Source organism: Plesiomonas sp. PI-19 (assembly GCF_021368255.1).
GTDB classification, from domain to species: Bacteria; Pseudomonadota; Gammaproteobacteria; order Enterobacterales; family CAMTGL01; genus Plesiomonas; species Plesiomonas shigelloides.
In genome coordinates this window covers 1-13,087 of the sequence record NZ_JAJNMQ010000001.1, presented here as the reverse complement: position 1 = coordinate 13,087, position 13,087 = coordinate 1, and the positions used below count along the sequence as shown (strand labels likewise).

Here is a 13,087-nt window from a genome sequence, read left to right as displayed (position 1 = left end):
CCAGTGGAGCGCGGCGGCGCCGCGCTCCTATTTCCTGCTGCGATGTCATTGCAACCGCAATCGAGAGAGGACCTTATTCGTCTTCCAGCTCGATGTTGATACCCAGAGAGCGGATCTCTTTCAACAATACGTTGAAGGACTCTGGCATACCCGGTTCCATACGATGATCGCCATCCACGATGTTCTTATACATCTTGGTACGGCCGTTCACGTCATCCGACTTAACAGTCAGCATTTCCTGCAGAGTATAAGCAGCACCGTATGCTTCCAGTGCCCACACTTCCATCTCACCGAAACGCTGACCACCGAACTGCGCCTTACCACCCAGCGGCTGCTGAGTAACCAGACTGTAAGAGCCGGTAGAACGGGCGTGCATCTTGTCATCAACCAGGTGGTTCAGTTTCAGCATGTACATGTAACCCACGGTTACTGGACGCTCAAACTGCTCACCGGTACGGCCATCAAACAGCGTAATCTGACCAGAACGTGGCAAGCCGCCCAGTTCCAGCAGGTCTTTGATTTCGGACTCTTTCGCACCGTCAAAGACTGGGGTCGCCAGTGGCATACCCTTACGCAGGTTTTCCGCCAGACGCAGCACTTCGTCATCAGAGAAGGTGCTCATGTCGACTTTCTGGCGAACATCGCTACCCAGATCATACGCTTTCTGGATGAACTCACGCAGCTTGGCAACTTCTTGCTGCTGCTTGATCATCGCGTTGATCTTCTCGCCGATACCTTTCGCCGCCATACCCAGGTGAGTTTCCAGGATCTGACCGATGTTCATACGAGATGGTACGCCCAGCGGGTTCAGCACGATATCAACCGGAACACCGTTGGCATCGTGTGGCATGTCTTCGATAGGGTTAATCTTAGAGATAACACCCTTGTTACCGTGACGACCCGCCATCTTATCACCCGGCTGGATCTGACGTTTAACGGCCAGATAAACCTTCACGATCTTCAGCACGCCTGGTGCCAGATCGTCGCCTTGAGTGATCTTACGACGCTTCGCTTCCAGTTTCTTCTCGAACTCAGCCTTCAGCTCGTCGTACTGCTCGATCAGCTGTTCCAGCTGATTTTGCTTCTCTTCATCATCCAGACCCAGATCCAGCCACTTGTCGCGAGACAGTTTAGCCAGTTTCTCCGCTTCCAGACCGCCAGCAACCAGCAGATCGTGGATACGAGCAAACAGACCGGCTTCCAGGATCTGCAACTCTTCAGTCAGGTCTTTCTTAACCTGCTTGAGCTGCATCTCTTCGATTTCGAGTGCACGCTTGTCTTTCTCTACGCCATCACGGGTAAAGACCTGAACGTCGATAATGGTACCGGAGGTGCCATTTGGTACGCGCAGGGAAGAATCCTTCACGTCAGACGCTTTCTCACCGAAGATCGCACGCAGCAGCTTCTCTTCTGGCGTCAGCTGAGTTTCACCTTTCGGCGTTACCTTACCAACCAGAATGTCTCCGCCCTTCACTTCCGCACCGATATACACGATACCGGATTCATCCAGCTTAGACAGCGCTGCTTCACCCACGTTCGGGATGTCAGCCGTGATCTCTTCAGGGCCCAGCTTAGTATCACGCGCTACACATGCCAGTTCTTGGATGTGAATAGTGGTGAAACGGTCTTCTTGAACTACACGCTCGGAAACCAAGATGGAGTCTTCGAAGTTGTAACCGTTCCATGGCATGAACGCCACGCGCATGTTCTGACCCAGCGCCAGTTCACCCAAATCGGTGGACGGACCGTCTGCCAGCACATCACCACGCTCAACCGGCTCACCCAGTGATACACATGGGATCTGGTTGATACAGGTGTTCTGGTTAGAACGGGTGTACTTGGTCAGGTTGTAAATATCGATGCCAGCTTCACCTGGAATGGTCTCGTCTTCGTTAACTTTAATAACGATACGGGATGCATCCACGTACTGGATTTCACCGCCACGCTTAGCAACTACGGTTACACCGGAGTCAACCGCTACAGCGCGCTCCATACCGGTACCAACCAGCGGCTTATCAGCACGCAGAGTAGGTACAGCCTGACGTTGCATGTTCGCACCCATCAGGGCGCGGTTAGCATCATCGTGCTCCAGGAATGGGATCAAAGACGCACCGACAGAAACGACCTGTTGGGTCGAAACGTCCATGTAGTCCACCTGATCTTTGCTGAACAGGCTGGATTCGCCTTTGCTACGGCACGTTACCAGTTCTTCTTCGAAGCGGCCGTCTTCGTCCAGGTTGGAGTTCGCCTGGGCAATAACGTAGTTACCTTCTTCGATAGCAGACAGGTAATGAATCTCGTCGGTCACCACGCCGTCTTTCACGCGACGGTACGGGGTTTCCAGGAAACCATACTCGTTGGTCTGTGCGTACACAGACAAGGAGTTGATCAGACCGATGTTCGGACCTTCAGGGGTTTCGATTGGACACACACGACCGTAGTGAGTCGGGTGAACGTCTCGCACTTCAAAGCCTGCACGCTCACGGGTCAAACCGCCCGGGCCCAGTGCAGAAATACGACGCTTGTGCGTAACTTCTGACAGCGGGTTGTTCTGATCCATAAACTGAGACAGCTGAGAAGAGCCGAAGAACTCTTTCACTGCCGCAGAAATTGGTTTCGCGTTGATCAGATCCTGTGGCATCAGGGTATCCAGATCGCCTAAAGACAGACGCTCTTTCACCGCACGCTCAACACGTACTAAGCCCACACGGAACTGGTTCTCGGCCATTTCGCCAACGGAACGAATACGACGGTTACCCAGGTGGTCGATATCATCGACTTCGCCTTTACCGTTACGGATATCGATGAGCTTCTTCATGACATCAATGATGTCTTCGTTGCTCAGCGTACCCGCGCCTTCGATCTCGTCGCGCAGCAGAGAACGGTTAAACTTCATGCGACCCACGGCAGACAGATCATAGCGGTCAGCTGAGAAGAACAGGTTCTCAAACAGCGCTTCTGCTGCATCACGTGTTGGCGGCTCGCCAGGACGCATCATGCGATAGATTTCAACCAGAGCGCTTAAGCGATCAGTGGTGGAATCCACACGCAGGGTTTCGGAGATGTACGGACCATGATCCAGATCGTTGGTGAACAGCACCTCGATGGTCTTGTGACCGGCTTGGCTCAGTTTAGCCAAGGTCTCCAGGGACAGCTCCATGTTGGCGCCGCAAATCAGCTCGCCAGTGGAGGCATCCACGTAATCTTTTGCCGATACTTTGCCGACAATGTATTCAACCGGCACGTCGATACGCTCAACGCTGTCTTTCTCCAACTGGCGGATATGACGAGCGGTGATGCGACGGCCTTTCTCTACGTACACTTTGCCGTTAGCTTCGATATCGAAGGTCGCGGTTTCACCACGCAGACGCTCTGGAACCAGAGTCATCTCTAACTTGCCGTGACGGACTTCGAAAACAATCTTTTCGAAGAACAGATTCAAGATCTGCTCAGTCGTGTAGTTCAGCGCACGCAGGATAATGGTGGCTGGCAACTTACGACGACGGTCAATACGTACAAACAGGTTGTCTTTCGGATCAAATTCGAAATCCAGCCAAGAACCACGGTAAGGGATAATACGTGCGTTATACAGTACCTTACCGGAGGAGTGGGTTTTACCCTTATCGCTGTCAAAGAACACACCCGGGCTACGATGCAGCTGGGATACGATAACTCGCTCGGTACCGTTGATAACGAAAGTACCGTTCTCGGTCATGAGCGGAATTTCGCCCATGTAGACTTCTTGTTCTTTAATGTCTTTTACTGTGCCTTCTGGCGCGTCTTTCTCGTACAGCGTCATGCGCAGTTTGACACGCAGAGGAGCAGAATAAGTTACGCCACGGATTTGGCACTCTTTTACATCAAAGACTGGCTCACCGAGACGATAGCTAACGTATTGCAGCTCAGAATTGCCGCTGTAGCTCTGGATCGGGAAGACGGAGCGGAACGCCGCTTCCAGACCGTACTGCCCTTCCGGATCTTGCTCGATAAACTTTTGAAACGAGTCAAGCTGGATGGAGAGTAAGTAAGGCACGTCCAAAACCTGTGGACGTTTACCAAAGTCCTTACGAATGCGTTTTTTCTCGGTATAGGAGTAAACCATAGGGTTCCTCAGCTCGCTGAATAGTCGACCCATTCTGTCCGTCCTGATAGGACAGTTCGTGCAACACTATTTTGTGACCGAAGGACGATGTACCCTTCGCAATACCTGTTTCTATCACTCTTAAACCATTTCATTGCGTTTTACACAGAGATCTGGCTCTGACGCAGTATATTAAGGCGTCGATAGAAACAAATATTGAGGATCACTTATGGCCAAACAGTGTGAAACACCACAAGCATCCTTTACAGCGCAAAAAGGCTGGTGACTAAAAAGTCACCAGCCATTAGCCTTTGCAAATCAGGCTACGAACTGGAAAGTCCGATTACTTGATTTCAACAGAAGCACCAGCTTCTTCCAGATCTTTCTTCAGAGCTTCAGCTTCTGCTTTGCTGATACCTTCTTTCAGGTTAGCTGGAGCAGATTCTACCAGGTCTTTAGCTTCTTTCAGGCCCAGACCAGTTGCGCCACGTACTGCTTTGATAACAGCTACTTTGTTCGCGCCAACAGCAGACAGAACTACGTCGAATTCAGTCTTCTCTTCAGCAGCTTCAGCTGGACCCGCAGCAACAGCTACAGCAGCAGCAGCAGAAACGCCGAACTTCTCTTCCATTGCAGAGATCAGCTCAACAACTTCCATTACAGACATTGCTGCAACTGCATCAATGATTTGCTCTTTAGTGATAGACATAGCAATTATTTCCTAAAATAAGAAGATGGTTATCTTGCAAACGACACGCTAAAAAAGGCGTAATTACGCTGCTTCTTTGGCGTCGCGAATAGCCGCAATAGTGCGAACCAGTTTGCCTGCAGAGGCTTCTTTCATGGTCGCCATCAAGCGTGCAATCGCTTCGTCGTAAGTTGGCAGAGTTGCCAGACGGTCAATTTGAGCCGCTTGGATAAACTCGCCTTCAAAGGCTGCGCCCTTAACTTCAAAGTTGGCATTGTCTTTAGCAAATGCTTTGAACAGACGAGCAGCTGCGCCCGGATGTTCGTTAGAGAATGCAACCAGAGTTGGACCAACAAACGCATCAGCCATGCACTCGTAAGAGGTGCCGGCAACAGCACGACGCAGCAGGGTGTTACGTACTACACGTACGTACACGCCAGCTTCACGGCTGGTTTTGCGCAGTTCAGTCATTTTTGCTACAGAAACGCCACGTGCATCGGCGATAACTGCAGACAGCGCACCTTTGGCCACTTCGTTGACTTCAGCAACAATCGCTTGTTTGTCTTGAAGATTCAGTGCCATTGGCTTTTGCTCCTGGATTAGCCGAGCGTAATTGCTCGGAACTCACACCACCCGAATAAACGGGCGTAATACACGGCGAGCAGAATCCAGTCAGAAAAAATTCTTTCGGTTCTGTCACCGTCTACGCAGGTTGATCGGATTAAGTACTTCGCAGTACACCTGCGGTCTTGGACGGAGGCTTGGAAAAGGCCAAGCTCCAACCATAATCAAAGGCGTTAGATTGTATAGAAATCCAACGCCTTTGTAAAGCAAAGCTGTTGATTAAACAGCAGCGCTCAGGCTGTTCTGATCCAGAGCTACACCAGCACCCATAGTGGTGGAGATGCTAACTTTCTTGATGAACACACCTTTAGCAGAAGAAGGCTTCGCTTTCTTCAGAGCTACCAGCAGAGCTTCCAGGTTCTCTTTCAGCTGCTCGGCGGTGAAGTCAACCTTACCGATGGTAGAATGGATGATACCATTCTTGTCGTTACGGTAACGAACCTGACCTGCTTTAGCGTTGTTCACAGCTTCAGCAACGTTAGGGGTTACAGTACCTACTTTCGGGTTTGGCATCAGACCGCGTGGGCCCAGGATTTGACCCAGTTGACCAACAACGCGCATTGCATCTGGAGATGCGATAACTACGTCGAAGTTCATTTCGCCTTTCTTGATCTGGTCAGCCAGATCTTCCATACCTACCAGGTCAGCACCAGCGGCTTTCGCAGCTTCTGCGTTTGCACCTTGGGTGAACACAGCAACGCGAACAGTACGGCCAGTACCGTGTGGCAGAACGGTAGCACCACGAACGTTTTGGTCAGATTTACGAGCATCGATACCCAGATTAACTGCAACATCAACACTTTCAACAAACTTAGCGGTCGCCAGCTCTTTCAGCAGAGCAACGGCTTCGTTGATTTCGTACTGCTTAGTAGAATCAACTTTGTCACGGATCACGCGCATGCGCTTGGTCAGCTTAGCCATTGTCTTAATCCTCTACCAGCAGGCCCATGGAACGTGCAGTACCTTCGATAGAACGCATCATCGCGTCTACGTCAGCACCAGTCATATCAGCCGCTTTGGTTTCAGCGATTTCGCGAACTTGAGCGCGAGTAACTTTACCGCATTTCTCTTTGTTCGGCTTACCGGAACCTGACTTGATACCAGCTGCTTTCTTCAGCAGAACTGCTGCTGGAGGAGTCTTGGTAACGAAGGTGAAAGAACGGTCTGCGTAAACAGTGATAACCACTGGAATTGGCAGGCCTTTTTCCATGCTCTCAGTACGAGCATTGAACGCCTTACAGAATTCCATGATGTTAACACCCTGTTGACCCAGAGCTGGACCAACTGGTGGCGACGGGTTAGCCATACCAGCTGCAACTTGCAGCTTAACGTAGGCTTGTACTTTCTTAGCCATTGATATTTCCTCAGTTTGGGTTCGAGCGCCTCAGAATTAAGGCTCCCCGATAACAAAAAGGCGCGAAATTGTAGTTTAATTTCGCGCCCTTTTCAAGCATTAGACTAAAATCTGATCACGCCTTTTCGACTTGGCTGAAGTCCAGTTCAACTGGAGTCGCTCGGCCAAAAATAGAGACCGACACTTTCAGGCGGCTCTTCTCGTAATCGACTTCTTCCACCACGCCGTTGAAATCAGCGAATGGACCGTCATTAACCCGTACCATTTCACCCGGTTCAAACAGGGTTTTCGGACGTGGCTTATCACCCACTTGCTGCAGGCGATTCAAAATAGCATCCGCTTCTTTATCGCTGATTGGTGCTGGACGATCAGAGGTTCCACCGATGAAACCCATCACGCGTGGAATGCTACGCACCAAGTGCCAGCTGCGGTCTTCCATCACCATCTGAACCAGCACATAGCCAGGGAAAAACTTCCGCTCGCTCTTACGGCGTTGACCACCGCGCATTTCAACGACTTCTTCGGTCGGTACCAAGACCTCACCGAACAGCTCTTCCATGTTGTGCAGCTTGATATGCTCACGCAGCGATTGAGCCACGCGGCCCTCAAAACCGGAAAACGCCTGTACAACGTACCAACGTTTTTTAGGAGCCTCAGTCATGTTAGAACCTCAAGCCTGTAATAAAGGACACCAGGTTAACCAGAATTGTATCCAGTCCCCACAGTGCCAGTGCCATAACGACAGTAACAGCCGCAACAATCAGGGTTGTATGCGTGGTCTCCTGACGGGTTGGCCATACGACTTTGCGCACTTCGATCCGGGATTCGCGAGCGAATTCCAGGAAAGATTTACCCTGACGAGTAAAGGCAGCAAGACCTAATGCCGCAGCCACCATCAAAATAATCACCAAAGCGCGGAGCACGACTGCGACATCATCAAATACAGCATTACCGACCACGGTTGCTATCAGGATAGCGAAAACGCCAACCCATTTAACGATGTTCAAGCTGCTTCCACTGCCTTGGGTTTCGGTATTCGCATTCATACAACCCACCTGTTACTCTCGAACGAATAAAAATAAACTTGATACAAATAACTCAACCTCGCAAGGCGAGGTAGTCAGTAAGGCGTATATTACCCTATATACGCTTATCAACCGAGACTTATTGTAATCCCTGCTGATAAACGTAGAAAAAGGGCATCATAAAGATGCCCTTTTCTGCGTATCAATCAGGCCTTAGGCGATGATCTTAGCAACCACGCCCGCACCTACAGTACGGCCACCTTCACGGATAGCGAAGCGCAAGCCTTCGTCCATCGCGATTGGTGCAATCAGGGTAACAACCATTTGAATGTTGTCACCTGGCATTACCATCTCTACGCCTTCTGGCAGTTCGATGGTACCGGTCACGTCAGTTGTACGGAAGTAGAACTGTGGACGGTAGCCTTTGAAGAATGGAGTGTGACGACCACCTTCATCTTTGGACAGAATATAAACTTCTGCTACAAAGTTGGTGTGTGGGTTGATTGAGCCTGGCTTAGCCAGAACCTGACCACGCTCTACGTCATCACGCTTGGTACCACGCAGCAGAACACCTACGTTCTCGCCCGCACGACCTTCGTCCAGCAGCTTACGGAACATTTCAACGCCGGTACAAGTAGTCTTGGTAGTCTCTTTGATACCAACGATTTCTACTTCTTCACCAACTTTGATGATACCGCGCTCTACACGACCAGTTACTACAGTACCACGACCGGAGATAGAGAATACGTCTTCGATTGGCAGCAGGAATGGCTTGTCGATAGCACGCTCTGGCTCAGGGATGTAGCTGTCCAGGTAGCCTGCCAGTTCAACAATCTTCTCTTCCCACTGAGCATCGCCTTCCAGCGCTTTCAGTGCAGAACCGCGAACAACTGGAGTATCGTCGCCTGGGAAGTCGTACTGAGACAGCAGCTCACGTACTTCCATTTCTACCAGTTCCAGCAGCTCTTCGTCATCAACCATGTCACACTTGTTCAGGAACACGATGATGTAAGGAACGCCTACCTGACGACCCAGCAGGATGTGCTCACGAGTCTGAGGCATTGGGCCGTCAGTCGCAGCTACTACCAGGATAGCGCCGTCCATCTGAGCAGCACCAGTGATCATGTTCTTCACGTAGTCGGCGTGACCTGGGCAGTCAACGTGCGCGTAGTGACGAGTTGGGGTGTCGTACTCTACGTGAGAAGTGTTGATGGTGATACCACGAGCTTTTTCTTCTGGCGCGTTATCGATCTGATCGAATGCACGAGCCTGACCACCGTATACTTTAGACAGTACGGTAGTGATAGCTGCAGTCAGGGTAGTTTTACCGTGGTCAACGTGGCCGATAGTACCAACGTTAACGTGCGGTTTAGTACGTTCAAATTTCTCTTTAGACATTGAATTGTCCCTCTAGACACGGTTATCGGTGGCAATAGTTACCACATCAACCAAGCGTAGTGCTTGCTGAGTATACATCAACGGTGAAAATGGGATAGAAGAGTTCAGGAAGAAATGGTGCTGATACCCAGAATCGAACTGGGGACCTCACCCTTACCAAGGGTGCGCTCTACCGACTGAGCCATATCAGCACTTTGTTGGAGCGGGCAGCGGGAATCGAACCCGCATCATCAGCTTGGAAGGCTGAGGTAATAGCCATTATACGATGCCCGCATCCTGAAACTCGGCTACCACATATGGTAAAATTTGGTGGAGGGAGAAGGATTCGAACCTTCGAAGGCTGAGCCGTCAGATTTACAGTCTGATCCCTTTGGCCGCTCGGGAATCCCTCCGGATTCTTTGTTATGGTGCCGGCTGCCGGAATCGAACTGGCGACCTACTGATTACAAGTCAGTTGCTCTACCTACTGAGCTAAGCCGGCGTACCACAAGTGCTGCGCATTCTATGGTGACTCTGGAAAGGATGCAACACCTTTAGCGCAAAAAAATTGCCGAAATGCGTCGTTCGCCTAGATTTTGTTCAGAACATATGCCTATAACGCTTTATACTATGCGCTTTGCGACAGGTGCGCTCTGTACCGATCTCTTTTTAGTGGTCGGACATTCGTTTGTTCGACCCCGGATTGGCTATGACAAAACATCAAGATATAACCACGCCTTTTGTGTCGTTTGAGCGGCAAGAGTGGGCTGACCTGCGGGATGCGATCCCGCTGACGCTGACCGAGTCAGATTTGGAGCGTCTGAAAGGGATTAACGATGAGCTCTCGTTAGATGAGGTCATTGAGATTTACTTGCCCCTTTCCCGCTTGCTCAACTTTTACATCCGCTCCAATTTACGTCGTCAATCGGTGCTGGATCAGTTTTTAGGACGCGAAGGACAGCGCATTCCGTATGTGATTGGTATTGCCGGCAGTGTGGCGGTTGGTAAAAGTACCACCGCGCGGATTTTGCAGGCGCTGCTCAGCCGCTGGCCGGAGCATCGTCATGTCGAGTTGGTCACCACCGATGGTTTTTTGCATCCGAATGCGGTCTTGCATGAACGTGGGATCATGAAAAAGAAGGGCTTTCCGGAGTCCTATGACATGCGCCGCTTCGTGCAGTTTATTTCCGATGTTAAATCGGGCCAACCACGCGTCAGTGCACCGGTGTATTCCCACCTGATCTATGACATTGTGCCGGATGGTGAGAAGGTGATTGAGCAGCCAGATATCTTGCTGCTGGAAGGGTTGAATGTACTGCAAAGCGGGATGGATTATCCGCACGACCCCCATCGGGTGTTTGTGTCTGACTTCGTCGACTTCTCTATCTATGTGGATGCCGATACGGCGCTGCTGAAAAGTTGGTATATCGAGCGGTTCTTGAAGTTTAGAAAAGGTGCCTTCTCTGATCCAAACTCCTACTTCCATAACTATGCCAAGTTAAGTGAAGAGGAAGCCGTCAGTATCGCCAATCAGATTTGGGATGAGATCAACGGGCTCAATCTGCAGCAAAATATCTTACCGACGCGTGAACGCGCCAGTCTGATTTTGACGAAGGGCAAAGAGCACGCGGTCGAGCGTGTTTGTCTGCGCAAATAAGCCCAGCAACCTAGCTTAGAGACCATCGCGAGGCCTAATGCCTCGCGATTTTGTGGCCAGACTACGCAATGCCCCCTTACTGAGCGGCGGTGACCGGGCGCAGTGAGATCTCACCGCCGATAAAACTTTTCAACGTACCGTCTGCTAACCGTAAACGCAGTGCGCCATGGCTATCGATACCGCACGCCACCCCTTCCACGCAGCGCTCGCCCATCAACAAACGCACCTGTCGGCCCGCGAAGTTATCCAGCTCATTCCAGCGCTCATAAAACGCCCCTAAGCCCGCTTGCTCATAACGCGGCAGTTGCTGTTGTAACGCTTGCAACAATGCCGCAGCCAGTTGATTGCGCGATAACTCCGGACACACATCTTTCACGCAGGCGCACGGCTGATCAATTTGCTCACGCACCGAGGCCGGTAACGCTACATTAATCCCCATCCCCAACACGATATGTGCCGCATCGCCGGTTTGTCCGGTCAGCTCGACCAAAATACCGGAAAGCTTTTTGTCGTTCAGGTACAAGTCATTCGGCCATTTGACCTTAACATCCCCCACGCCAAGCGAGGTCAACACATCCGCCACAATCACGCCAATAGCCAGACTCAAGCCAACCGCGGCCGCCGGCCCTTGGTCTAGCCGCCAGTACATCGATAAATAAAGATTGGCCCCAAACGGCGATTGCCACACCCGCCCACGGCGCCCACGCCCCGCATGCTGGTATTCCGCCAGACAGGCATAGCCCGATGGATATTGCCCAATCCGATCCAGTAAATACTGATTGGTTGAGTCAATCACCGGTAACAGCGCAAACTGGGCTTCTGGTGCTAAGGCCTGCAAACGCTCGGTCGTCAATAGCTCCATCGGCTCGGCTAAACGATAGCCTTTCCCAGGAACAGTAAACACATCGATGCCCCAGCTTTGCAAGGTACGGATATGTTTGCTGACAGCGGCGCGAGAGATCCCGAGCCACTCGCCTAAACGCTCGCCGGAGCGAAATTCACCGTCCGCTAACCAGCGAACGATCTGCAGTGGAGTCTCACTGTTCTTCATGCAATCGCCTGTACTGCGTTAATTTCCCCATCGGCGCCCATGAAGCGAACTTCCGGCTCCAACGCGACGGCAAAGCGCGCCAACACCTGCTGACGCACGGTATGTGCCAGTTGCACCACATCACGAGCAGTAGCGTTGCCTTGATTGACCAGCACCAACGCTTGTTTATCATGCACCGCCGCACCGCCAATACGGTGTCCCTTCAAGCCACACTGATCAATCAGCCAGCCCGCCGCCAATTTATACTGGCCGTCCGGTTGTGGGTAACACGGGATGCTCGGGTATGTTTGGCGTAGATCGGCCAACGTTTCACCGCTGACCAACGGGTTTTTGAAAAAGCTACCCGCATTGCCCTGCTGCGCCGGATCCGGCAATTTACTCTGGCGCATCTGGCACACGATGGTGAAAATCTGCTGTGCCGTTACGCTGCGCGGATCCAGCTTAGCTAAGTCACCATAGCTGAGCACCGGCTGCCAAGCTTTTGGCAAGCGCAAACCAACTGCGGTGATCACATACCCATGCTGATAGCGATGTTTGAAGATACTGTCGCGATAACCAAACTGGCACTCTTCGCGCGATAAACGCACAGTCTCGCCACTCGTCAGGTCCAACACCTCCACGTACTCGCACACTTTTTCAAACTCTACGCCATAAGCGCCAATGTTCTGAATCGGTGCCGACCCGCAGCAGCCGGGGATCAATGCCAGATTCTCCATTCCTGGTAAGTTGTGCGCCAGCGTGTACTCCACCAATTGGTGCCAATTCTCCCCGGCCGCCACATGCAGATGCCATGCCTGCTCGCTTTCGCTACAACAAATGCCACGTAAGCGGTTCACGATGACATGCCCAGCAAAGTCTTCAGTAAACAACATATTGCTGCCACCGCCTAAAATCAGCAGTGGCTCATTAGCCTGCAATGAAGCACGGCTTAATGCTAATAGCTCGCTCAATTGCGTCACTTGGCTGATTTTGCGTGCTCGTACCGGCAAACCGAACGTGTGGAAAGGCTGTAATGATGGCCACGATGCTGATGACATCGCTGTTGGCGTTGATGTAGGCATAGATGCTGATGACCTGGGTTCTATCCATTACGCACAATTGCGGCGTAAATACTCACTCAATTGCGGTCATTCTACTGGAATTTTGTGCCTACCGCGATGTAAGCAGTTGCTTAAGAGGGACTAAAAACGCAAAAAGCCCATCCGCTAGGATGGGCTCTTCACTTATTTG

11 protein-coding genes and 4 tRNA genes are annotated in these 13,087 nt (G+C 51.4%); 1 reads left to right on the top strand and 14 read right to left on the bottom strand.

The window, feature by feature from the left end:
• Window positions 1–73: 73 nt before the first annotated feature.
• The 12 genes from rpoB to LQ901_RS00020 form a co-directional block, all read right to left on the bottom strand.
• A complete protein-coding gene (gene rpoB, locus LQ901_RS00075; RefSeq protein WP_010864821.1) occupies window positions 74–4,102 on the bottom strand; it encodes a DNA-directed RNA polymerase subunit beta in 4,029 nt (1,342 codons plus the stop codon).
• A 322-nt stretch (window positions 4,103–4,424) separates the two neighbouring features.
• Window positions 4,425–4,790, bottom strand: a complete 366-nt coding sequence (gene rplL / locus LQ901_RS00070) for a 50S ribosomal protein L7/L12 (protein ID WP_010864822.1) — start codon at window positions 4,788–4,790, stop codon at window positions 4,425–4,427.
• Window positions 4,791–4,853: 63 nt separating this feature from the next.
• Window positions 4,854–5,351, bottom strand: a complete 498-nt coding sequence (gene rplJ / locus LQ901_RS00065) for a 50S ribosomal protein L10 (RefSeq protein WP_010864823.1) — start codon at window positions 5,349–5,351, stop codon at window positions 4,854–4,856.
• Between the two features lie 261 nt (window positions 5,352–5,612).
• Window positions 5,613–6,314, bottom strand: a complete 702-nt coding sequence (gene rplA, locus LQ901_RS00060; protein WP_010864824.1) for a 50S ribosomal protein L1 — start codon at window positions 6,312–6,314, stop codon at window positions 5,613–5,615.
• Window positions 6,315–6,318: 4 nt separating this feature from the next.
• Window positions 6,319–6,747, bottom strand: a complete 429-nt coding sequence (gene rplK, locus LQ901_RS00055; RefSeq protein WP_010864825.1) for a 50S ribosomal protein L11 — start codon at window positions 6,745–6,747, stop codon at window positions 6,319–6,321.
• Between the two features lie 115 nt (window positions 6,748–6,862).
• On the bottom strand, window positions 6,863–7,408 hold the full coding sequence (gene nusG, locus LQ901_RS00050) for a transcription termination/antitermination protein NusG (protein WP_010864826.1): 546 nt from the start codon (window positions 7,406–7,408) through the stop codon (window positions 6,863–6,865).
• Window position 7,409: 1 nt separating this feature from the next.
• A complete protein-coding gene (gene secE / locus LQ901_RS00045) occupies window positions 7,410–7,793 on the bottom strand; it encodes a preprotein translocase subunit SecE (RefSeq protein WP_010864827.1) in 384 nt (127 codons plus the stop codon).
• Between the two features lie 192 nt (window positions 7,794–7,985).
• The gene (gene tuf, locus LQ901_RS00040) at window positions 7,986–9,170 is read right to left on the bottom strand and encodes an elongation factor Tu (RefSeq protein WP_064978262.1); all 1,185 of its coding nucleotides are present in this window, start codon (window positions 9,168–9,170) and stop codon (window positions 7,986–7,988) included.
• A 115-nt stretch (window positions 9,171–9,285) separates the two neighbouring features.
• A tRNA-Thr gene (locus tag LQ901_RS00035) sits at window positions 9,286–9,361 on the bottom strand.
• A gap of 7 nt (window positions 9,362–9,368) precedes the next feature.
• Window positions 9,369–9,443 (bottom strand) — tRNA-Gly (locus LQ901_RS00030).
• A gap of 34 nt (window positions 9,444–9,477) precedes the next feature.
• Window positions 9,478–9,562 (bottom strand) — tRNA-Tyr (locus LQ901_RS00025).
• A gap of 13 nt (window positions 9,563–9,575) precedes the next feature.
• A tRNA-Thr gene (locus tag LQ901_RS00020) sits at window positions 9,576–9,651 on the bottom strand.
• A 207-nt stretch (window positions 9,652–9,858) separates the two neighbouring features.
• On the opposite strand from LQ901_RS00020, the gene coaA reads away from it, so the two are divergent.
• Window positions 9,859–10,806 (top strand): type I pantothenate kinase, encoded by a 948-nt coding sequence (coaA, locus tag LQ901_RS00015; protein WP_010864829.1) that lies wholly within the window; start codon window positions 9,859–9,861, stop codon window positions 10,804–10,806.
• Window positions 10,807–10,882: 76 nt separating this feature from the next.
• On the opposite strand, the gene birA is transcribed toward coaA, so the two are convergent.
• Window positions 10,883–11,857, bottom strand: a complete 975-nt coding sequence (birA, locus tag LQ901_RS00010) for a bifunctional biotin--[acetyl-CoA-carboxylase] ligase/biotin operon repressor BirA (protein ID WP_039046779.1) — start codon at window positions 11,855–11,857, stop codon at window positions 10,883–10,885.
• Window positions 11,854–12,918: a UDP-N-acetylmuramate dehydrogenase gene (gene murB, locus LQ901_RS00005; RefSeq protein ID WP_230405842.1), complete on the bottom strand. Its 1,065-nt coding sequence runs from the start codon at window positions 12,916–12,918 to the stop codon at window positions 11,854–11,856. Before murB ends, birA begins: the two co-directional genes overlap by 4 nt.
• Between the last annotated feature and the right edge of the window lie 169 nt (window positions 12,919–13,087).

Coding starts and splice junctions, on each gene's coding strand:
- rpoB (WP_010864821.1), bottom strand. CDS start 4,102: ATGGTTTACTCCTATACCGAGAAAAAACGCATTCGTAAGGACTTTGGT.
- rplL (WP_010864822.1), bottom strand. CDS start 4,790: ATGTCTATCACTAAAGAGCAAATCATTGATGCAGTTGCAGCAATGTCT.
- rplJ (WP_010864823.1), bottom strand. CDS start 5,351: ATGGCACTGAATCTTCAAGACAAACAAGCGATTGTTGCTGAAGTCAAC.
- rplA (WP_010864824.1), bottom strand. CDS start 6,314: ATGGCTAAGCTGACCAAGCGCATGCGCGTGATCCGTGACAAAGTTGAT.
- rplK (WP_010864825.1), bottom strand. CDS start 6,747: ATGGCTAAGAAAGTACAAGCCTACGTTAAGCTGCAAGTTGCAGCTGGT.
- nusG (WP_010864826.1), bottom strand. CDS start 7,408: ATGACTGAGGCTCCTAAAAAACGTTGGTACGTTGTACAGGCGTTTTCC.
- secE (WP_010864827.1), bottom strand. CDS start 7,793: ATGAATGCGAATACCGAAACCCAAGGCAGTGGAAGCAGCTTGAACATC.
- tuf (WP_064978262.1), bottom strand. CDS start 9,170: ATGTCTAAAGAGAAATTTGAACGTACTAAACCGCACGTTAACGTTGGT.
- coaA (WP_010864829.1), top strand. CDS start 9,859: ATGACAAAACATCAAGATATAACCACGCCTTTTGTGTCGTTTGAGCGG.
- birA (WP_039046779.1), bottom strand. CDS start 11,857: ATGAAGAACAGTGAGACTCCACTGCAGATCGTTCGCTGGTTAGCGGAC.
- murB (WP_230405842.1), bottom strand. CDS start 12,918: ATGCCTACATCAACGCCAACAGCGATGTCATCAGCATCGTGGCCATCA.